The organism is Thiorhodococcus minor, assembly GCF_010820565.1.
Classification (GTDB): Bacteria; Pseudomonadota; Gammaproteobacteria; order Chromatiales; family Chromatiaceae; genus Thiorhodococcus; species Thiorhodococcus minor.
Map to the genome: position 1 here is coordinate 15690 of NZ_JAAIJQ010000037.1, position 20544 is coordinate 36233.

At 66.2% G+C, this 20544-nt stretch carries 16 protein-coding genes; 7 read left to right on the top strand and 9 right to left on the bottom strand.

All coding sequences use genetic code 11. The annotated features are described in order from the left end of the window. Positions 1-169: 169 nt before the first annotated feature. From gltS to G3446_RS13445, 4 genes are all read left to right on the top strand, one after another. Positions 170-1396: a sodium/glutamate symporter gene (gene gltS, locus G3446_RS13430; RefSeq protein ID WP_164453344.1), complete on the top strand. Its 1227-nt coding sequence runs from the start codon at positions 170-172 to the stop codon at positions 1394-1396. A gap of 188 nt (positions 1397-1584) precedes the next feature. Next, positions 1585-2079 carry a 6-pyruvoyl trahydropterin synthase family protein gene (locus tag G3446_RS13435; RefSeq protein WP_164453345.1) on the top strand — a complete coding sequence of 165 codons (495 nt, stop codon included), beginning with the start codon at positions 1585-1587 and terminating at the stop codon, positions 2077-2079. Continuing rightward, on the top strand, positions 2076-2777 hold the full coding sequence (locus G3446_RS13440) for an SDR family NAD(P)-dependent oxidoreductase (protein WP_164453346.1): 702 nt from the start codon (positions 2076-2078) through the stop codon (positions 2775-2777). Before G3446_RS13435 ends, G3446_RS13440 begins: the two co-directional genes overlap by 4 nt. Then, positions 2774-3541 carry an SDR family NAD(P)-dependent oxidoreductase gene (locus G3446_RS13445; RefSeq protein ID WP_164453347.1) on the top strand — a complete coding sequence of 256 codons (768 nt, stop codon included), beginning with the start codon at positions 2774-2776 and terminating at the stop codon, positions 3539-3541. Before G3446_RS13440 ends, G3446_RS13445 begins: the two co-directional genes overlap by 4 nt. A 179-nt stretch (positions 3542-3720) precedes the next feature. Here the strand turns inward: G3446_RS13445 and G3446_RS13450 are convergent, their stop codons facing one another. From G3446_RS13450 to G3446_RS13470, 5 genes are all read right to left on the bottom strand, one after another. Continuing rightward, complete coding sequence (locus tag G3446_RS13450; RefSeq protein ID WP_164453348.1) at positions 3721-4140, bottom strand: SCP2 sterol-binding domain-containing protein; 420 nt, start codon at positions 4138-4140, stop codon at positions 3721-3723. 172 nt (positions 4141-4312) lie between these two features. Continuing rightward, complete coding sequence (ppx, locus tag G3446_RS13455) at positions 4313-5833, bottom strand: exopolyphosphatase (RefSeq protein WP_164453349.1); 1521 nt, start codon at positions 5831-5833, stop codon at positions 4313-4315. Between the two features lie 90 nt (positions 5834-5923). After that, complete coding sequence (locus G3446_RS13460; protein WP_164453350.1) at positions 5924-6265, bottom strand: hypothetical protein; 342 nt, start codon at positions 6263-6265, stop codon at positions 5924-5926. 15 nt (positions 6266-6280) lie between these two features. Next, a complete protein-coding gene (locus tag G3446_RS13465; RefSeq protein ID WP_164453351.1) occupies positions 6281-6667 on the bottom strand; it encodes a P-II family nitrogen regulator in 387 nt (128 codons plus the stop codon). Further along, on the bottom strand, positions 6664-8442 hold the full coding sequence (locus tag G3446_RS13470; RefSeq protein ID WP_164453352.1) for a DUF1538 domain-containing protein: 1779 nt from the start codon (positions 8440-8442) through the stop codon (positions 6664-6666). The genes G3446_RS13465 and G3446_RS13470 overlap by 4 nt, the downstream gene beginning before the upstream one ends. A gap of 365 nt (positions 8443-8807) precedes the next feature. Here G3446_RS13470 and G3446_RS13475 point away from each other — a divergent pair, with 365 nt between their 5' ends. Continuing rightward, on the top strand, positions 8808-9023 hold the full coding sequence (locus tag G3446_RS13475) for a PA3496 family putative envelope integrity protein (RefSeq protein ID WP_164453353.1): 216 nt from the start codon (positions 8808-8810) through the stop codon (positions 9021-9023). A gap of 116 nt (positions 9024-9139) precedes the next feature. Here the strand turns inward: G3446_RS13475 and G3446_RS13480 are convergent, their stop codons facing one another. The 4 genes from G3446_RS13480 to G3446_RS13495 all read right to left on the bottom strand — a co-directional run bounded on the left by G3446_RS13480 (position 9140) and on the right by G3446_RS13495 (position 17963). Then, positions 9140-12739, bottom strand: coding sequence for a mechanosensitive ion channel domain-containing protein (locus tag G3446_RS13480; RefSeq protein ID WP_245232489.1), 3600 nt, complete (start codon positions 12737-12739; stop codon positions 9140-9142). A gap of 29 nt (positions 12740-12768) precedes the next feature. Then, complete coding sequence (gene argA, locus G3446_RS13485) at positions 12769-14112, bottom strand: amino-acid N-acetyltransferase (RefSeq protein WP_164453354.1); 1344 nt, start codon at positions 14110-14112, stop codon at positions 12769-12771. Between the two features lie 270 nt (positions 14113-14382). Further along, positions 14383-15750: a sigma-54-dependent transcriptional regulator gene (locus tag G3446_RS13490; RefSeq protein ID WP_164453355.1), complete on the bottom strand. Its 1368-nt coding sequence runs from the start codon at positions 15748-15750 to the stop codon at positions 14383-14385. A gap of 530 nt (positions 15751-16280) precedes the next feature. Further along, entirely contained in the window at positions 16281-17963 is a 1683-nt protein-coding gene (locus G3446_RS13495; protein WP_164453356.1) for a sensor histidine kinase, read from the bottom strand. Positions 17964-18379: 416 nt separating this feature from the next. Between G3446_RS13495 and sucC the strand changes: the two genes are divergently transcribed. Then, the gene (sucC, locus tag G3446_RS13500; protein WP_164453357.1) at positions 18380-19570 is read left to right on the top strand and encodes an ADP-forming succinate--CoA ligase subunit beta; all 1191 of its coding nucleotides are present in this window, start codon (positions 18380-18382) and stop codon (positions 19568-19570) included. Next, positions 19567-20439 (top strand): succinate--CoA ligase subunit alpha, encoded by an 873-nt coding sequence (gene sucD / locus G3446_RS13505; RefSeq protein ID WP_164453358.1) that lies wholly within the window; start codon positions 19567-19569, stop codon positions 20437-20439. Before sucC ends, sucD begins: the two co-directional genes overlap by 4 nt. Positions 20440-20544: the final 105 nt, after the last annotated feature.

Below are 20544 nucleotides of genomic sequence, written 5' to 3' on the forward strand. Positions count from 1 at the left end.
TGTCTGGCCGACGCGGGCAAGCGCTCGTTGCGTGGCGCGAAGTCGGGCATACTCTCGTCGGCTCGTGCAGCTGTCGTCGAGGAGGGCACCCCCCGTCGCCTTGGCGTCTTCAGCGCCCGACATCTCCAAGTCATGCCCATCCCTAGCCTGCAACCGGAGCATCCCGAAGATGATCGAGATACACGAAGGCACGGCGCAGTTTGGATCCTTTCTCACCGTCACGGTCGGCATCGTCGTCCTCTTCATCGGCAAGCGTCTCAACGACCAGCTGGGCCTGCTGCGGGAGCTGAGCATCCCCGAGCCCGTGACGGGCGGTCTGCTGATCTCGATCCTGCTCGGCCTGCTCTACTGGGGCACGGGTGTGTCGATCGACTTCGACCTTGCGGCGCGCGATGTGCTGCTCGTGTACTTCTTCACGACCATCGGCATCAATGCCAGCTTGGCAGACCTGCGCGCGGGGGGAAAGCCCCTGCTGATTCTGCTCGCGATCACCATCGGCTATATGCTGGCTCAGAATCTCACGGGGATCTCGGTGGCGGCGCTCTTCGATCTGCCGGCCGCGGTCGGGATGCTCGGTGGCACGGTCTCGCTCATCGGCGGCCATGGCACGGCCATCGCCTGGGCGCCACAGATCTCGGAGGACTTCGGGGTGGCCAACGCGATGGAGATCGGAATCGCCTGCGCGACCTTTGGTCTCATCCTCGCGAGCCTCATGGGTGGCCCGATCGCCAAGTTTCTCATCAGCCGCCACGGCCTGAGGCCGACCGTGCAGGAGCCGCAGGACGTGGGTGTCAGTCGGCAGCAAGCGGACAGGGGCATCGACCACCTGGATTTCTTGGATGCGGTGCTGGCGATCCACGTGAGCGCCATCCTTGGACTTGTCTTGAACGATATCCTTGCGGACCTGGGGCTGCAGCTGCCGCTGTTCGTCACCTGCCTCTTCGCCGGGATCATCCTCACGAACCTGGTCCCCAGGAGCTTCCCGCGGCTGAGCGGACGGCGCTGGCCGACGCGGACGCCGGCGATGGCCCTGATCGCGGACATCGCTCTGGGCACCTTTCTGGCGATGTCGCTCATGAGCATGCAGCTCTGGACCCTCGTCGATCTGGCCGGCCCCATCTTCACGATCCTCGCGGCGCAGTTCGCGCTGGCGGTGCTGGTCAATATCTTCATCGTCTTCCGCGCCATGGGGCGCGATTATGATGCGGCTGTGGTCTGCTCCGGATTCGGCGGAATCTCGCTGGGGTCGACACCGACCGCGATGGCGAATATGGCGGCGGTCACGCAGCGCTATGGGGCCTCCCACCTGGCCTTCATCATCGTGCCCCTGGTCTGTGCCTTCTTCATCGACCTGGTGAACGCCCTGCTTATCCCCTTCTTCTTGCGGACCTTCTGAGCGGGAGCGATGCGGGCACGCGATGGGATGAGGCCGAGGGGCTTGTGGCCTGTGGCTCGGCAGGGGGGGAGGGTTTGATCCAATCGGCGGGCCCACATCTCCTGTCGAGGCGGAGGACGAGCAGGCTCGTCTCGAGGAGGTGTGTGAATCCGCGCCGGCGCGGTGGCGGACATGAACGGAGATTCGGCTTGGCTGAGCAAACCCTGACGCGCATCGAGATCAGCAAGGAGTACCTCAACTTCAGTGCTGGTCATTTCACGATCTTCTCCGCGACCGAGCGCGAGAATCTTCACGGCCATAACTTTCACGTCCGCTGTGCGGTTACCGCGGCGATCGGTCCGAACGGTCTCGCCTTCGACTATGTCGACCTGAAGCGGGTGCTCAAGGCGCTGTGCGATACCTTCGATGAGCGGCTCTTGCTGCCGGAGCTGTCGCCCTTTCTGCGCCTGGAGCGGCAGGAGGGGCAAGTCGTCGTGCTCTTCGCGGAGCAGCGCATGACCTTCCTGGAGCGTGATGTCTTGCTGCTGCCGATTCGCAACGTGACCATCGAGGAGCTAGCGCCCCTGCTGCTCGCGCGCTTGCGGGACCGTCCGGAGCTTGCGGGAATGGGCTTTCACGCCATCGAGCTTGGTGTGTCTTCGGGGGCCGGTCAGTGGGCCGTCGCAACTTGGGAGTCGGCATGAATCTTCTCGTCGTCACAGGCGCCAGCTCCGGGATCGGGCGGGCGATCGCCAACCGTTTCCTAGTCGATGGCTGGAATGTGCTCAGCATCGCGCGCCGCCCCTGTCCGGAGGCCGGCGTGGACAGCCTGCTCTGCGATCTCGCCGAGCCGGGTGCCTTGGAGTCCCTGGAAGGCGCGCTGTCCGAGCGTCTCGCCGAGGCCGACCGAATCTGCTTGGTCCACAACGCCTCCGTCATGCGCTCCGATCGCATCGACGGCCTGGCGAGCGCGGACCTGCAGGAGGTGCTGCAGCTCAATATCCTCTCCGCAAATGCCCTGAATCGCCTCGCCGCTCCATCAATGGGCCCGGGCTCTAGCATCCTCTACATCGGCTCGACGCTGGCCGAAAAGGCAGTGCCTGGCGTTGCCAGCTATGTGATCGCCAAGCACGCCCTGGCCGGCATGATGCGGGCGACTTGCCAGGATTTGGCCGGGCGCGGCATCCACACCTGCATGATCTGCCCCGGCTTCACGGACACCGAGCAGCTGCGGGGTCTGATCGGTGACAACACGGAGACCCTGGCCGCCATCACTGCCATGAGCGCCTTCGATCGGCTGATCGAGCCCGAGGAGATCGCTGAGACGGTGGCCTTCGCGTCCCATGCGCCCGTGCTGAACGGTGCCCTCATCCACGCCAACTTGGGTCAGCGCGAGCGATGAGTGCGGAGTCGGAGACGCGGCGCGTCGTTTGTATCAGCGGCGGCACCTCGGGAATCGGTGCCGCGCTGGTCCAGGCCTTCCTGGCCGAGGGCGATCGGGTCTACAGCTTCAGTCGCGATGCCGAAAAGCTGCGGCGGCTCGAGGGGCGCTGGCCGGAGGCGGTCGCGCAAGGCTCCCTCGTCCTCCTGCGAGGCGACGTTACCGACGCGGTCTTCCTCGCGCGTCTCTCTGAGCGGATCGCGTCGGATGCCGGACGGTTGGACGTCTTGGTGAACAACGCCGGGGTCATCCTCGGTGCCGGGACGCTGGAGGAGGGCCTGGAGCAGTGGCGGGCGACCCTGGAGGTCAATCTCGTCGCCCCCTTTGCGCTGACGCAGGTCTTTGCCGACTTGCTGGGGCTCAGTGAGGCCCCCGTGGTGCTGAACATCTCCTCGGCCTGTGCCCAGCATCCCTTCGCGACCTGCACCTCCACCAGCTACTCGGTCAGCAAGGCCGGACTCGACATGCTGACGCGCCGGCTGGCGCTCGCGCTCGGCCCCAAGGGCATCCGCGTCAACGGCGTTGCGCCTGGCGTGGTCGATTCCGAGATGTGGGGCGGCGCCACCGACCTCATGCGGGAGATCACCGCCAAGCGCCATGTCTTGAGCCAGGCGGTCGTCAAGCCCGCCGACGTGGCCGAGGCCGTCCTCTTTCTCGCCTCGTCGCGCGCCCGATTGGTGACCGGGACGACGCTGAGCGTGGATGCCGGCTATACCCTGGGCTAATCGACTGCGGGCCCGGCCGCGCGCGCCGCGTAGTGTGGACGAGAGCGAGCGAAGTCCACCGAATTCCGCGCCGGCTCTGGTGGACTGCGCTGCGCTTGTTCAGCCTGCGACCCTGGTCGCTGGCAACAAAAAGCCCGCGCGATGGCGGGCTTTCTGCGTGATGGCGGCCGGTCAGCCGATCACTTCACCTCGTCGGTGTCGAGCTGCTGCATGAGGCCGAAGCTCTTGACGAAGGGGTTGGCCATGCGCGGGTCCTTGATGATGGCCTTGTAGTCGCCTTCCTTGAACTTGAGCTTGCCGGTCATGAATGCGGCGCCCATGCCGGTCATGCCGATGCCGTTCTCGACCCACTTGAGCCAGTCCTTGATGTCGGCGCGCATGTCCCAGTTCGGGGCCGGGTCGCTGTCGGACCAGCTGCCGGCACGGACACACTCACCCTTCTCGACGACGAAGACACCGCGGGGGCTGTCTTCGTTCTTGAACCCACAGGTGATGACCGAATCGAAATCGATCTCGGCCAGCTTGTTTTTGACCTCTGGCTCGTTGTTCCAGGCGTCCTTCAGTTGTTTCATCCACTCATCGGAAAAGAGTGCGGCCATTCTTCTAAACCTCCGGAGTGAGCAGCTAAGGGCCGGCGCGACGAGGCGCGGCGGCCAATTGGATTTCTTCGTAGCAACGCGGGCGGTGCCCGCGTGTCGGGATTCTAGCAGGATAGCGTGAAGATTTTGGGCTTCTCGCCCTGCCCGATCGTGTCCGGGGAGTGGATGGGTGTCAGCCGAAGCTGAGCTGGATCCCGGCGCTCGCCAGGCGCTCCGCCTCCTGCTCCAGCTCGAGCTGGGTCAGGGGATGGGTGGCGAGCCAATCGTCCGGGAAACTGAGCCTCAGTCCGTCCCCATCGGCCTCCAGGGTTGGGTTGGGCTTGGCGTCCGCCGAGCGTCCGCGATGCATGAGCACGGCCAGGCGCAGGATCACGCAGAGTCGGCGTGCGCAGGCTTGGAAGCCGGCGGGGAGGTTGGCGAACTCCTGGGTCGGAAACTTGCGCCGATGGCCCAGCACCAAGGTCGACAGGACCATCTGCTCCTGACGGGTGAAGCCGGGCAGGTCCGCATTGCGCAGCAGGTAGGCGCCATGCTTCTGATACTGGCTGTGGGCCACCATGACGCCGGTCTCATGCAGCCGGGCGGCCCAGGCGAGCATCCGCTGGTGCTCCGGATTGGTCAGTGACCAGGGGCCGGCAAGCTGGCGATAGAGGGTCTGGGCGGTGGTCTGGACGCGCTGGCCGTGCTCCTGGTCGATCCTGAACTGGCGGCAGAGCTTGGCCACGGTGCGCTCGCGCACGTCGCCATGCTGGTCGCGCCCGACCAGCTCGTAGATGAGTCCCTCGCGCAGGGCATAGTCCGAGACCTGCATGTGCTGAATGCCGAGCGACTCGAAGACGGCACGCAGCACGGCGACGCCGCCGGCAAAGACCGGCTGGCGCTCTTCGGCCAGGCCCTTGAGGTCGAGCGCGGAGACTTTGCCGGCGTCGATCAGCGTGTCCCTGAGCTGCGTCAAGGATTCCGCCGAGATGCCGTCCTCGCACCAGCCCTGGGCCCTGACCACGGATGCGATGGCGCGAATGGTGCCGGAGCTGCCGACGGCCGTTTGCCAGCGGGCGCGGCGGAAGAGCTCGCGCACCGGGCGTACCTCGAGGGCGCCGGTCAGCTCCGCGCGCTGCATGGCCTTGGCGGTGATCCGCCCGTCGGCGAAGTGGCGCCGCGACATGCTCACGCAGCCCATGTGCAGGCTCTCGCGCAGTCGCGGCGAGAAGCCCATGCCGATGATGATCTCGGTGCTGCCGCCGCCGATGTCCACGACCAGGCGCCGGTCCGCGCCCGCCGCGAGGCCGTAGGCGACGCCGAGGTAGATCAGGCGGGCCTCTTCCCGGCCGGCGATGACGTCGATGGGATGGCCCAGGGCCGCCTCGGCCTGGGCGATGAAGCCGAGCTCGGCGGGCACCTGACGCAGCGTATTGGTGCCGACGGCGCGCACGGTTCCCGGCTCGAAGCCGCGCAAGCGCTGTCCGAAGCGCTCCAGGCAGGCGAGGGCGCGCTCCGCGACCTCGGGCGAAATGGTCTTGTCGTCCTGCAGTCCCTCCCCAAGGCGCACCATCTCCTTGAGCCGATCGATGACCTGGACGTGGCCGTCATCGATGCGGGCGACAATCATGTGGAAACTGTTGGAGCCAAGATCGACGGCGGCAACGGTCTTTTCGGCCGGTGCGTCGGTGGCCTGGTCGGCTGCTTCAGGCATGGGGGCGTCCAGCTGTGGCGAGCGTGAAATCTTCGCAGAATCCGGTGGGAGGTCAAGCAGCGCAGGTGCCTGCCGAGCGTTGCGGCAGCGCTAGTGCTCCTCGGGCAGGTCGGGCAGGGTGAAGCCGGTCGCCATGTTGGTGCCGTGCATGTACATCAGACCGCCGTGGGGGCGGTTGATCTCGGCGATCTCGTAGATGAGCTCGAAGTAGTGGTCCGCCTCGCTCGCGGGGACGGCGACGGTCAGGATCGCACGCTCGGACGCCTCGCCGATGCCACGGTGTCGCAGTGGGGTGATGCGGCCCACCCCGCGCGCATAGTTGACGTCGACCGCGCTCAGGCCATGCTCGGTCGCCAGGGTGCGGACCAGCGGCATGGCCTTTCCCATCGGCAGGATGCAGGTGATGATCTTTTGGGAGTCTTTGGCGTCCATCTGCTCGCTCGGGTATCAGCCCTTTCTGCGCCCCGGCGTCTGGCTGGAGGCCAGACGCTCGATGATCTCAGGCGGCACGAAGGTGGCCGCCTTTTCGAGCGGCGTGACCCACATGAAGCCCATGCCTGGGGTGTCCATCTTGCCGGCGACGTACATCTTCTCGAAGACGCGGTCGACCTGGTCGCTCGAGACGACAATGTTGATCACCTCCTTCTCGGCCTCGACAGCCAGCCCCCAGATGCCGAGGCGCTCGCGCACGCCGCGCCCGTGGGCATAGTGGATGCTCGCGCCCTGTGCGCCGGCCTCCTGGGCGGCCTTGACGATCTCGTCGGCCATGCCGCGCTGAACGCTGGCGGTGATCAGGGCGACGTCGGTCAGGACGACGATCTCTTGCTTGCTCACGCGGCTGCCTCCTCGGTCTCGGACACATGCATGGACTCATCATAGCGGCGGTGCTTGCGCCGTACCTTCCACTGAATCCAGAGCCCTGTCGATAGGACTGAGAGGATCGGGCCGATCGAGGCCATGGCGAGGATTCCGAAGCCCTCGATGGCCTGCATGGCGTCGCCGAAGCCCAGGCCCATGGCGAGCACCAGGGGAACCGTCACCGGCCCGGTCGTCACGCCGGCGCTGTCCCAAGCGATATTGACGTACTCCTCGGTCGAAAAGATGGTGAGCAGGATCGCGAGCGCATAGCCGGGGATCAGCAGCCAGGCGAGCGAGAAGTCGAAGACGATCTTGGCGACCCCCAGCGCGAGCCCGAAACCGACCCCGAGCGAGACTGCGTAGATGAGAACCTGCTTTGGGAAGGCGCCATTGGTGAGGTTCTCCACCGTCAGGCCGAGCGCATTGAGCGCCGGCTCCGCCAGCGTGGCGCCGAAGCCGAGGATCCAGGCGAAGCCGAGCGCGATGGCGAGCCCAAGTGCGAGCGAGAAGAGCGGATCGTTATCGACGGCCGCGATGTCCATGAAGGAGGCGGGCACCAGACTGCCCGATTGCGCGCCCAGCTTCGACAGTCCATAGGTCAGGCCGAGATTGAAGACGATCATGCCCAGGACGGTCAGGGTGATGCCATAGGCGATGTTTCCCGGGTGCTTGAAGCGCTCCTTGAGCAGAACCCGCATCACCAGAAAGAGGAAAACCACCAGCGGCACGATGGCGCGGAGACCGGAGATGATCTCGACCCAGGGTGTTTGCTCATACCACGCCGGGACTGTGGCCAGTGCGGCGCTGTGCTCGGCACCCGCGATGATGGCCTCCGGAGTGGTTGCGAAGGAGACGTAGATCGCGAGCAGCTGGACACCGATGATCGGGAAGAGCGAGGCCAGGGTGACGATGCCGAAGCCCGACAGCGAGCTCTGGCCCTTGCCGGCCGCCGCGGCGATGCCGATGCCGAGCGAGAGGACCAGCGGCACCGTGACCGGGCCCGTGGTGACGGCGCCGCAGTCCCAGGCCAAGCCCAGCGTCTTGTGCAGCTCAGGATCGGTCGTGAGATAGAGGGTGAGTCCGAGCGTGGGCACCAAGGTTAGATAGATGAGCGGCTTGAGGCTCCAGCCGTAGAGGAATCTGAGGGTTCCAAGCACGGCGGCCACGCCGACGCCAAGGCCGACACCCAGCACCAGGACCTCTGACCAGTCGTTCAGCAGGGCGTAGAGATAGGGCGCCGACTCCACGCGCACGATCTGTCCCGCGGCCTTGAGCGCGCCGATCGCCGGCTCGGCGAAGGTCACGCCGATGCCCAGGATGAAGGCGATCAGGAGCACGACATTCAAATGGGCCTTGGCCGGCAGGATGGTGCCCAGCGTCTCGCCGAAGGGCATGAGTCCGACCTTGAGCCCTTCCATGAAGAGCATGAGGCCGATGATGACGGCGACCAGGCCGGCCGTGATGATCCCCGCGTCGAGGATCTCCTGCTGCAGGATGAGCCACTGGAAGAGCATCAGATAGACGGCCAGGGGCACGACCGCGCGGATCTGCTCCATGAAGCGGACGCTGACATAGGGCTTGATGAGCCGATAGGCGTCGATGGCGCGCAGCCGGATGCGCGGCGCCCGATAGGGGATCTCGGCTCCCTCGGCGTCGCGCCAGATCTTGGGGGTGATGTTGTTGTACGAGATGCGGTCCTGCTGGACCGTGATCTCTCGCACGAAGGCTCCGAAACGGATCTCTGTCGGCATCTGTCGTCTTTGCTGCTCAACCGCGCTGGCCGTGACTGGATCGGACGTAACAGGGTCGGTCGTTGGGCTCATCGAAACAGAGCGCTGCTCGCCCAGGAATCTCCTAAGGCATGATACAGACTCCGCGCCCGCGATGCGTGCCGGGCGTGCGGAGCTGGCCTGTCAAGTCGTTTCTGCTGGCGGCGTCTAAGGCCCCTGTTGCGGTGCTTGGGAGCGGCTGCGGGCAGGTCAGCGGCATGCGGTCGCGCGGCTCGCGAAACGCGATTCTCAAGATCGAAAAAAAGACTTCATCTCCCTACCCAATTTCGGTTATACGGGCGCTTCCGTAACCATAGCGTTATCTTGCTTGATCCGAGGTAGAGGAGATGCTGGATTCCGATATTAGCGACAGCGACGAAGGTGGTGAGCCCGTCCCGCCACCCATGTCCAAAGCCTTGTCTGAGCACAAAGCGTTTTTTGAGCACAAGGCGTCGCCTGAGCAGTTGGGTAGCTTCGATGTCCGCCGGCGCATCGAGCATATCCGAGAGCTGAGGCGGCTGCGCGAGCTGCTCGAGGATCCGTCCTTCGACGAGCTGGGCTAGGCTGACCAGCGTTTTCGAGCCACGGCGGAGCCTCGCCTCCGCCGTGCTGCCCCAGCACCCTTCCTACCCTTCGGGCTTCTCGCCTCTCGTCCCACCGCGACGAAGACAGCGGGCGTCTAGTCGGCGCCGCCGTCCTCGCCGATTCTTGGGCCGGCCAGACCTCGCTCGCCACGGCTGATCCTCAGATCCAGGGGCTTCTTGGTGAAGAGCCGCACATCGCGCTGCGGGAAGGCGATCTGGATGCCATGCGCGTTGAAGCTGTCGTAGATGGCCTGGTGCAGATCCGTGATGACGCCGATGCGTCCATCCAGCGAGCTCAGGTAGCACCTCAAGATCACCGTCAGCGCGTTGTCGCCGAAGGCCTCGAAGCTGATCAGGGGCGCGGGGTCCTTGAGAACGCTCTCGTGCTGCTCGGCGACCTGAGCGAGGAGTGCGAGCGCCTTCTTGGTGTCGCTGCCGTACTCGATGCCGACCGGGATGGTGATGCGATTCTGCTGATCGGTCAGGGTCCAGTTGAGCAGCCGCCCGGTGATGAACTCCTTGTTCGGCACCAGCAGCTCTTGCTTGTCCCAGTTGCGGATGGTCGTGGCGCGGATGCTGATATTGCTCACCACGCCCGTGGTGTCCCCGATGGTGACGATGTCACCGACGCGCACAGGGCGCTCGAACAGGATGATGATGCCGCTGATGAAGTTGGCGACGATCTCCTGCAGGCCGAAGCCGATGCCGACGCCCAATGCGGCCACCAGCCACTGCACCTGTCCCCAGCTCAGCCCGAGTGTGCTGAAGGTGAGCAGTGCCGCGACCGCCGTGATCAGATAGCTGGCCAGCGTCTTGGCGGCATAGCGTGCCCCCGCCGACACGGAAGCGCTTTGGAGCAGCACGATCTCGAGCAGCGCGGGGAGATTCTTCGCCGCGATGGTCCCCACGAAGATGATGACCAGCACCAGGCCGACGTCTGCCGCGGTCATTGGGACCATTTGCTCCGTCCCATCGACGACGCCGCTGTAATGCCAGAGCGCGACATGCTCGAAGAAGGTGAAGGCCGGCAAGACGTCCGACCAGGTCAGCCAGAGGCCGACGATGCCGCCGATGAAGACGGAGGCGTTGATCAGCCGCCGCGTCTGCTCGTCCAGGGTGGCGAGATCGGGCTCGGGCTCCTCGATCGTGACCACTTCGGAGGTGGTTGCCGCGTCGCGCTTTTCGCCCTCGCTCTGAGCGCGCCGCGCGGCCTGACGGTCCAGCGCGGCCTGCAGCGCCAGGCGTCTGCGCGTCACGATCAGCCAGCGGACGATGGTTTGATGCAGGACGATGAGGCCGAGCACCAGCCACATCTGATACACGAGCGACTGGAAGAGGGTTCCAGCGGTGTAGACGTATCCGAGGACGGCGAGGACGGCGAGCGACAGTGGGGCGCCGACGATGATCGGAAACCAGAGCCGGCGCAGGCGACTGAGCCAGCTGCTCGGGTGATCCGCCTGAAACTCGGTGAGGACGCCCTTGCTCGATCTGAGCAGCAGATAGAAGAGGGTCGCGAAGCCGAGCAAGTTGGCGATGAGCGCCAGTCTGGCGAGACTCGCGACATGGGCCGGGTCCGTGCTCTGGTAAAGGGTGATGGTGAGGAGCGAGGTCGGCACGGCGTAGATCGCGAACCAGTCGAAGCCCTTCCTGAGTCGTTTGAGCACCTCAGTGCTCCAGCGGAAGTGGCGGTCCGCGACGCCTCCGGTGATGCAGATCATGCGAAACGAAAGCAGGTAGTAGAGACCGAGCGCCACCTTCGAAAAGGCCCCGCCCAATGCAAGTGAGAAGGCGTTCGCGGTGGACGAGGCCTGGATCTGCCAGCCAAGGAGCCATAGCAGCAGCGGCAGCGGCAGCGCTGCCACCAGCGTGAGGCCGATGGCTTGGAGGGTGAAGCGAATACGGTCGGTCCGCACCCGTCGCAACGGCTCGGCATTGGCGCGAATGGCGCGGCGTAGCGCGGAGAGCTTCCAAACCAGAACGCCGGAGACCAAGAGCCCGAGCCAGAAGCCGGGGGAGCTTCGAATGCGCTCGCTCAGCGTGGCCGCAAGGTTGATCCAGCCCTCCGGCGAGATGAGCCACCCGACGGCATTGGGCAGCGCCTTGAGGGTCTCGAGATTGACTTGGGGGGCGCTGCGAACCCACAGGAGCCGCTCGGCGAGGAAGGTGTCATAGCTCTCGGCGACCTGGATGACGCGCTCGGAGGCGTAGTTCAGCTCGCCGAGCTGGCGGATGTAGTCATCGTCGATGCGCATCGCCTGGGTGATCAGCGCCTTGCGCTGCTTGAGCGCGTCGATGACCTCGGCGCGCAGTCCCGGCTCAGGGGCGGGCTCCTGCGCCGCGGCGATCCGCTCATCGGCATCGCGCTGGAGATCGCGCAGGTCGAGCTCTTCTTCGCGATAGCGGATCTGCCGCAGCGTCGCGTCGGCAATGGCGTCCTCGCGCTCGGCGATCTGGCTGCGATAGCGCTCGAGGTCCGGGAGCTGGCTGCGTCGATCGAGCAGAACCTGGCCGAGCGCCTTGCTGAGTCCGACGGCCTCGATGCGCTGCTTCGCACCCCTGAAGTCGTCCTCGACGCGCTCGCGCTCGGCATCGATTGCCGCCAGCTCGGCGCTGAAGCCTTGGAGCTGATCGGCGGTCTTCGCCAAGGTGTCGGTGATCTCGGCGTTCTCCCGAATGAGTGCGCGCACCAGCTCTGGCTTGCTCTCCGCGTCCCGCGTGGCCTGCTCCGAGGCCTGTTGGGCGTCGGAGGCCTGCCGCTCGCGCAGCGTGCCGAGCCGCTTCTCCAGGGCGTGCTGCTCCGCCTTGAGCCGGTCGACCTGGAGCGCCGCCTCGTCACGCTTTGCCTTGTAGTAGGACTCGCGCAAGGATTGGCTGCGCAGGTCCTGCTCGAGCATCCCCGACTCGGCCCAGCGTGCTTGTCGCTGGGCCTCGAGCTCCCAGCGCTTGGCCTCGATCACCTCCGGCGCCTCGCCAGGTGCCGGTGGCTTGTTCAGGCTATCGCCGATCTCGTCGAGCGCTTGCTTGACCGCGATGAGCCGGTTGCGGCTGCTCGCCGGACGGTCGGGGCTTTCGTCGAGGAGCTTCTCCAATTCGCTGACGCGCGTTTCCTGGGCCGCGACGTCGGCCATGATCTGGCTCAGCCGTTGGCTGACCGTCTCCGCGGTGAGATGGTCTGGCACCTGTACGGGGTCTTCTTGCTTGCCGCTGGCTTGGCCGGCATCGAGCTCGCGCTGAATCGCCGCGATCTCCGTGGGGGCGCTTTCGATGAACTTGCCGAGCTCTTGCGTTTGGGTGCGAAAGTTGGCGGCTTCTTGCAGGCTGGATTGGGCGCGTCTGTAGAGCTCGCTCAGCGATAGCTTGAGCGACTCGTCCATGCCACCCGCGGATTCCAGGTCCGTCAGCTTGCCTTCGAGCTGCTCTGCGGTCGGCAGGGGCATGGTGGTCGCCGTGCTCGCGGCCGGATTCGGCGGCGGGGCCGTCTCCGGGGTCTGGCTCATGCCGAGCGTCGTGGTGAGCATGAGTGCGATGCCGAGCGCGGACGCGAGCCAGGGGGAGGGGCTGGCTCGGCACGCGGACACGCGGCCAGGCGATGTCGCTTGCTTGCGGCGCGGCGAGGCAGGCACCTGTCTCGGCAGGGCGATGGGCGCTGCAAAGGCGACAAGGATGCGCGTGGCGGGGGCTTGTTCTTGCTTCATGAGTGGGGTCGAGGCGATCGCGCGGGCTTTCAAAGGGACTTGACGAACACCTTGGAGCCGCGGCGGAAGTTGTAGAGCGCTTGTTTTTCCATGGGCAGGATCTCCAGGCCGGAGGGCTGGAAGCCGCGCTCCTGGAACCAATGAGCGGTCTGCGTGGTGAGTACGAAGAGCTGCTGGATCTGCTGGGATCTGGCGAGTCCCTCGAGATGCTCGAGCAGGCGGTCGCCGCGCCGATCGCCCCGGTAGTCCGGGTGCACGGCGAGGCAGGCCAGCTCTGCCATGCCGTCTTCGGCGTAAGGGTAGAGTGCCGCGCAGGCAGTCACCATCCCGTCGCGCTCGACGATGAAGAAGCGCTCGATCTCTGTCTCCAGCCGTTCGCGCGAGCGGCGCACCAGCACGCCGCCCTGCTCGAGGGGTCTCAGCAGCTCGAGGATGCCGGTGACGTCGTCGATGCGCGCCGGGCGCAGATCTTCGTAGGGCTCCGCCGAGATGAGGGTGCCGCTGCCGTCGCGGGTGAAGAGCTCGCGCAGCAGGGCGCCGTCGCGGTCGCGGCCGACGAGATGGACGCGCGGGATGCCGTTGCGGCAGGCCGATGCCCCGGCGCGCAGGCAGCTCGCGATCTCGTCGGACAGCTCTGGCTGGGCTGCAAGCAGCCTGTCCACCTCGGGCGCCAGCAGATTGGGCGGGACCAAGCCCGGCTCGGTCAGGCGCGGGTCTTCGAGCAGAAAGACGAGCTTGTCCGCGCCGAGCGCGATCGCGGCGCTGCGGGCGACGTCCGCGGCGCTGAGGTTGAAGACCTCCCCGGTCGGCGAGTAGCCGAGCGGCGGCATGAGGGCGACGGCGCCTTGATCCAGCAGGCGCCGGAGCGTGCGGTGCTCGACGCGCCGCACGGACCCGGTGTGGAGGTAGTCGACGCCGTCGATGACGCCGAGCGGACGCGCCGTTACGAAGTTGCCCGACACCACGGGTATGCGCACCCCGGCCATGGGCGAGTTGGCCAAGCCGAGCGAGAGCAGTGCCTCGATCTCGACGCGCACCATGCCGGCGGCCTCCTTGACGCAGGCGAGTGCCTTGTCGTCCGTTACCCTGAGGCCGTTCACATAGCGCAGCTCCGCCCCTTGGTCCTGCAGCCGGTTCTCGATCTGCGGCCGGGCGCCATGCACCAGGACCAGTCGGATCCCGAGTCCGTGCAGCAGGGCGATGTCATGCACCAGGTCGGGGAAGCGCGGATCGGCCACGGCCTCGCCGCCGAACGCGATGACGAAGGTGCGTCCACGGTGCGCGTGGATATAGGGCGTCGCTTGTCGCACCCAGTCGACGAAGGGGTCCTGGCCCTGAGCCTGGGGGCTGGGGCGCGGGTCGGAATCCGACAATCTTGGCTACCTCATGGTTTGTGGCTCGGCCCCGGCGGCTTCGGCCTGCGCGCGCCTTGCGCCCGAGTCTCCTCGGCGCCCGACGAGCAGCGCGCGATGCTGGAGAGCGCTAAGGCCTCCGGTCGAGCTCGGCGTCTCCTGACGGAAGCCGGACGTCATTTGCTCGAAGAGCGGGATTCTGCAGGAAGTCTCGGGAGACTCGCTAGGGTGGTCGCTGTGAAGAATGGTGCAAGATGCGCGCGCCGCTCGGCCTCGGTGGCTGTGGGGACCCTATTCGATGCCGAGCTTGGCGAGTCGATAGCGCAAAGAGCGGAGCGTCATGCCGAGCTTCCTGGCGGCCGCCGTCCGGTTCCAGTGCGTCTCGTCGAGCGCGCTCAAAATGGCCTGCTTTTCGACCTCGCTCAGATAGTCTTCCAGGGGCTGGCTGTCGTCGAGTCCGGGACTGGCGGATGGCGCGCGCGCTTGCTTGGATTCGCATTTGGCGAGGTAGAGATCCTCGACCTCGATCACATCGCCGTCGGCGAGGGCGGTTGCGCGCTCGAGCGCGTTCTCGAGCTCGCGGACGTTGCCGGGGAAGGGGTGTCGCTTGAGTGCCTCGATGGCCTTGGCGGTCAATCGCCAGGGCGAGGCGTTCGTCCCGCTCCCCTGGGCTTGGGAGAGCCGGCTCAGGATCTGCTCGGCAAGCAGGGCGATGTCCTCGGGGCGCTCGCGCAGCGCGGGCATGCGTAGCTCGATGACGTTGATGCGGTAGAAGAGGTCTTGGCGAAAGTTGCCCTGCTCCACCTCGGCGTTGAGGTCGCGATGGCTGGCGCTGATGATGCGGACATTGACCGGGACCTCCTGCTGCGCCCCGACCGGCCGCACGGATTTCTCCTGGATGGCGCGGAGCAGCTTGACCTGGGCCAGCAGCGGCAGGTCCGCGACCTCGTCGAGGAAGAGGGTGCCGCCCTCCGCGGCCTGGAACAGCCCCTCCTTGTCGCCGACGGCACCGGTGAAGCTGCCCTTCCTGTGGCCGAAGAGCTCGCTCTCGACCAGCTCTTGCGGGATGGCGCCGCAGTTGACCGCCACGAAGGGCCCCTCGTGCCGCGGGCCTTGGGCGTGGATGAGCCGTGCGGCGAGCTCCTTGCCCGTGCCGCTCTCGCCGGTGACGAACACGGGCGCCTGGTTGCGTGCCAGCTTGGCGATGAGGTGACGGATCTGCTCCATGGCCGGGGAATCGCCGAGCAGGCGCACGCCAGATCCGCCCGCCTCGTCGCTCGGCGCGGCGGCGCCGCGCAGCTTGAGTGCGGATTCCACGAGATTGCGCAGCAGCTTGAGATCGACCGGCTTGGCGACGAAGTCGAAGGCACCGGCCTTCATGGCGGCGACCGCGGACTCGGTACTGCCGTGGGCCGTGATCATGGCGACCGGGATGCTTGGATAACGCTCGCTGAGGTGCTGCAGAAAATCGATCCCTGAGCCGTCCGGGAGGTTCATGTCGGTGAGGCAGAGGTCGAACCGGCCGCGCTGGAGCTGGCGTTTGGCATCGGCGACGGTCAGGGCCGTGGATGCCTGGACGTCCATCCGCCCCAGTGTGATCTTGATCAGATCCAGGATGTCGGTCTCGTCATCGACGACCAGTGCTTGGGCCTTGCTCATGGGTGCTTGCTCGAACTCTGCGTGTTTCGGCTTGATCGCGGCGCGCGGGCGTGGATCATCGTTTCGGCCAGTCGTCTCCTGTCAGTCGTCTCCTCTAGTTGGTGGACAAGCGCAGAGACTGTGAGAGTAATCCAAGCGCACCGCGAAGATCGCAGATTGGTGTAGGTTGGGCCGACGCAGGAGGCCCAACAATCGAAGCGTTAGGCTAGCCGCCATGTTGGGCTTCGTACCTCAGCCCAACCTACGCAGAATTTCTTCACAGTCTCGCAGCTCAGTCCACCAACGCCGGCGCGGAATTCGGTGGACTTCGCTCGCGCTCGTCCAACCTAGCGGCCCAACGGATGACCAAGGCCAGGCGCGAGCGAAGGCCGCTTCGCTGGCTCTCCATCGGGCTTCCGTCATCCTAACGCGATCGGCAAAGCATAGCGCGCCCCGCCTAAAGGCGGAAAGCGATCCGGGCAACACTCACCGCTTTGCGCTGCCGGAGAGATGGGGGGATCCCTGGCGCTCCAGTTCCTGCCGCGCCGAGGCTAGTCTGCGGCAGGGATGATGAGTCTGAAACAGCTGCCGGTCGGCCGCACGGGCTCGTAGACGAGCCTCAGGCCATTGGATTCCGCAAGCTCGCGAGCGATGTAGAGCCCGAGTCCGGTGCCCTGACTCTTGGTCGTGAAGAAGGGGCTGAAGATCTCCTTGACGATGCCGGGGGCGATGCCCGGCCCTCTGTCGCGCACCTCCAGCCAGGCCTCGCCGCGCTCCTCGCGGCGCTCGAGGCGGATCTGGACGCTGACGTCTTGCCCGTCGATCCCGCCGTGCGCCAGGGCGTTCTCGCACAGGTTGGCGAGGATCTGGTGCAGGTGCCTGGTATCGACCTGGATCTGGGTCGGCGCCGAGTCGAGGTCGACGAGGAGCGCCGTCTCCGCAAGCGCCTTGCTCTCGCGAAGCTCATGCGCGAAGGACTGCAGCCAGTGCTTGAGGTCGATCTCCTGCGGGTCGATCTGGTTGCGTCGCGAGAGCTCTAGCACGCTCTCCACGGTTTCTTCGATGCGCCCGCTGTTGCGGCGGACGATCTCGATCAGGTGCTGGTCGTCTGCGTCGAGGTGACTGCTCTCCGCCAACAGCTGGGCGGCATGGCTGATGCTACTCAGCGGATTGCGGATATTGTGGGCGATGCTCGCCGTCAAGGTGCCAAGCGAGGCCAGCTTGATCTGTTGGGCCTCTTCGATGGCCTCCTGATTGTCGCGCAGATAGATGATGACACCGCTGGCGCGGAAGTCCCCGAGCAGGCGGATCGAGGCCCAGATCTCGCGCTCCCCGATCCGAATCAGTCCGTCCTTGGGGTGCGGTGATTGGACCTGGTCGGCAAGCCAGTCGCAGAGCTCCGGCGAGAGCTCGTTGAGGGAGACCCCAGGGCTCACGCGCTCCGCGGCCATCAGGTCCAGTGCGGCCTCGTTGACCAGACGCAGCCGGCGCTCGCCATCCGCAACCAGGATTCCGGTGCCGATGCTATGGATGACGAACTCGCTCAGCTTGGCCAGGTCGTCGATGTCGACCTTGCGCCGCGCGGCCAGGGCCTCGGCCGAGCGGATGCGGCGGTAGAGCACATGGGAGAGCAGGGCGACGGCGAAATAGAGCAGCCCCAGGAATCCGGCCTGCGTGAAGGAGGTGCGGATGTCTGCGCCGAGGAAGCTCGCGTAGATCTGCTGGCTTATGATGGCCAGCGCGGCCACGGCCGCGAAGAAGAGTGATAGACGCCCCTCCATCATTAGGGCGCCCGCGGCCACCGACACGGCGAGCAGGATGCCGAGGCCGCTGGAGATGCCGCCGGCGGCGTGCATGAGAGCCGTGAAGGTGGCGATGTCGATGAAGATGGCGAGCTGGACCTGGGTCGACCGTCGCGGTCTTCCCAGTGAGAGCCCCAAGCCGCTGATGAGCACCAGAACGGCATAGGCGACGAGAATGTTCCACGCCAGCTCGGTCTCGTAGCGCCCGACCGCGGGCTCGACGACAGTGGGCGAAAAGGCGAGTACCAGGCCGACCACCATGAGGAGGCGAAAGAGAAACAGCCAGCGCAGGGCGCCGCGCGTGGGATAGTGGGTGGCGTCGAGCGGGAGGCGGCGGGGACGGTCGCCAACGCCTGGGGTGCCTCGGTCGGCAGCGACGCTGTCGTTGGCGGAAGCGAGGGCGTGGTCGGTCGGTGAGCTTTGGGTGTCCATCCTCAGGGGTCGGATCTGCGGCGATTCTGAAGAAAGTGGCTGCTGAGATGCCCTTCTTGCCGGGATGCGCGCGCTGCGCTAAGTCGGCGCGCGAGTCGCGCTGGCGGTTTCTGAATGGTGGTATTGTCAATAACCGAGAGTCTCGAGTCTGCGGGGCATCCATGGGCTCGGCGGGGGATGCCATGCCTTGGCCGCTTCTCAGACTTTGGCATGATGCACCGAATTAGACCAGAATTGGCGCAGCCGAACGATGGGATGGCGTGGCCGAGCGAGAGAACAGGCGCCGCCAAAGGATTTGGTTCGAGGCTTCAGGTCGTCTCAGGGGCGACCAAGCCACTTGTGTACCCTGTCGCTGGCGGTTGGATGAGTCCTTCTAGGTGCATCCTGTGCTGGCGGCAAGGATATCGGGGAAGTGCATGAATTTACATGAGTTTCAATCCAAGCAGCTGTTCCGTGACTTCGGCGTTGCCGTCCCCGAGGGGCGGGTGGCGGGGACGCCGGAGGACGCGAAGACCGCTTGTGCCGAGCTTGGCGGCTCGCGCTGGGTGGTCAAGGCGCAGATCCACGCCGGCGGTCGCGGCAAGGCAGGTGGCGTCGTCCTGGCGGAGGACGCGACTGAGGTGGTCGACGTGGCGGGCCGCCTGCTCGGCTCGCGCCTGGCCACCCATCAGAGTGGGCCGGCAGGTCTGCCGGTCGGGCAGGTGCTCGTCGAGCAGCCGACCGCGATCGCGCGTGAGCTCTACCTGAGCCTGCTCGTGGATCGTGCCGCCGAGCGGGTCTTGATCATGGCCTCGGCCGCCGGCGGCATGGACATCGAGCAGGTCGCGGCGCAGACGCCTGAGCGCATCATCCAGGTCCATGTCCATCCGGCCGCTGGACTCCAGCCTTTCCACGTCCGCCGCCTCGCCTTCGGGCTCGGCCTGGAGGGTGGTCAGATCAAGTCCCTCGGAGGCATCTTGAGCGGGCTCTATCGGCTCTTCACGACGTGCGACGCAAGCCTGGTCGAGGTCAATCCCTTGGTGGTGACTGAGGCCGGCGAGCTGCTAGCGCTCGACGCCAAGGTGAATCTGGACGACAACGCGCTGGGCCGGCATCTTCATCTGCAGGCCCTGCGCGACCCGGATCAAGAGGATGCGCGCGAGGCGGAGGCCAAGGCACACGAGCTCAACTACATCAGCCTCGACGGGGATATCGGCTGCATGGTCAACGGGGCCGGGCTGGCCATGGCGACCATGGATCTCGTCAAGCTGCACGGCGGCGCGCCGGCGAATTTCCTCGATGTCGGCGGCGGGGCGACGGCGGCTCGGGTCGCCGAGGCCTTCAAGCTAATCCTCTCCGACGCCAAGGTGAGGGCGGTTCTGGTCAACATCTTCGGCGGCATCGTCCGCTGCGATCTGATCGCCGAGGGCATCATGCAGGCGGTGCGGGAGGTCGAGGTGGCCGTCCCTATCGTTGTCAGGCTGGAGGGGACGAATGCGGAGCAGGGGCTGAAGATGCTGGCGGACAGCGACCTTGCGGTCGAGACGGCCTCGAGCTTGACCGAGGCGGCGGACAAGGTGGTCGCGGCGGCCGCCTCGGGAGCGGCATCTAAGGGGAGCAGCGAATGAGCGTCTTGGTCGATTCCGACACCCGTCTCATCTGTCAAGGATTCACCGGCAAGCAGGGCACCTTCCACAGCGAGCAGGCGATCGCCTATGGCACCAAACTGGTTGGTGGCGTGACGCCTGGAAAGGGCGGTCAGACGCACCTGGAGCGTCCGGTCTTCGATACCGTCCACCAAGCCGTGGCGGCGACCGGGGCGGATGCGACCATGATCTACGTGCCGGCGACCTACGCCGCGGACGCCATCCTGGAAGCGGCCGACGCCGGGATTCGCGTCATCGTCTGCATCACCGAGGGCATTCCGGTCCTGGACATGCTCAAGGTGAAGGCGGCGCTGGCTGACTCCGACGCCGTGCTCATCGGGCCGAACTGTCCGGGCGTCATCACGCCTGGCGCCTGCAAGATCGGTATCATGCCCGGCAACATCCACCGTCCGGGCCGTGTCGGGATCGTGTCGCGCTCAGGTACGCTGACCTACGAAGCTGTCTTTCAGACGACGCAAGCGGGGCTGGGGCAGAGCACCTGTATCGGCATCGGCGGCGACCCCATCCAGGGGCTGAATTTCGTCGATTGTCTGGCGCGCTTCGAGGCCGATCCGGAGACGGATGCCGTCATCATGGTCGGTGAGATCGGCGGCAGCGCCGAGGAGGCGGCCGCGGAATTCATCCGGCCGCGGATGACCAAGCCCGTGGTCGCCTACATCGCGGGCGTCACCGCGCCGCCTGGCAAGCGCATGGGCCACGCCGGGGCCATTGTGACGGGCGGCAAGGGCACCGCGGAGGACAAGTTCGCCGCGCTCGACCAGGCCGGCGTCGTGACCGTGCGCTCGCCCGCCGAGATGGGGGCGCGCGTGGCCGAGCTCTTGGGGCGCTGACCCCGTGGCGAGCGCCCTTGCGCCGCGGCTGCCGATTCGGGATCGGCTGGCATTGAATCTTGAGGCCCCTGCCGGAGAACGCTGACTTGGCTTGTCGCATCCAGA

Coding starts and splice junctions, on each gene's coding strand:
- gltS (WP_164453344.1), top strand. CDS start 170: ATGATCGAGATACACGAAGGCACGGCGCAGTTTGGATCCTTTCTCACC.
- G3446_RS13440 (WP_164453346.1), top strand. CDS start 2,076: ATGAATCTTCTCGTCGTCACAGGCGCCAGCTCCGGGATCGGGCGGGCG.
- G3446_RS13445 (WP_164453347.1), top strand. CDS start 2,774: ATGAGTGCGGAGTCGGAGACGCGGCGCGTCGTTTGTATCAGCGGCGGC.
- G3446_RS13450 (WP_164453348.1), bottom strand. CDS start 4,140: ATGGCCGCACTCTTTTCCGATGAGTGGATGAAACAACTGAAGGACGCC.
- ppx (WP_164453349.1), bottom strand. CDS start 5,833: ATGCCTGAAGCAGCCGACCAGGCCACCGACGCACCGGCCGAAAAGACC.
- G3446_RS13460 (WP_164453350.1), bottom strand. CDS start 6,265: ATGGACGCCAAAGACTCCCAAAAGATCATCACCTGCATCCTGCCGATG.
- G3446_RS13470 (WP_164453352.1), bottom strand. CDS start 8,442: ATGCCGACAGAGATCCGTTTCGGAGCCTTCGTGCGAGAGATCACGGTC.
- G3446_RS13475 (WP_164453353.1), top strand. CDS start 8,808: ATGCTGGATTCCGATATTAGCGACAGCGACGAAGGTGGTGAGCCCGTC.
- G3446_RS13480 (WP_245232489.1), bottom strand. CDS start 12,739: ATGAAGCAAGAACAAGCCCCCGCCACGCGCATCCTTGTCGCCTTTGCA.
- G3446_RS13490 (WP_164453355.1), bottom strand. CDS start 15,750: ATGAGCAAGGCCCAAGCACTGGTCGTCGATGACGAGACCGACATCCTG.
- G3446_RS13495 (WP_164453356.1), bottom strand. CDS start 17,963: ATGGACACCCAAAGCTCACCGACCGACCACGCCCTCGCTTCCGCCAAC.
- sucC (WP_164453357.1), top strand. CDS start 18,380: ATGAATTTACATGAGTTTCAATCCAAGCAGCTGTTCCGTGACTTCGGC.
- sucD (WP_164453358.1), top strand. CDS start 19,567: ATGAGCGTCTTGGTCGATTCCGACACCCGTCTCATCTGTCAAGGATTC.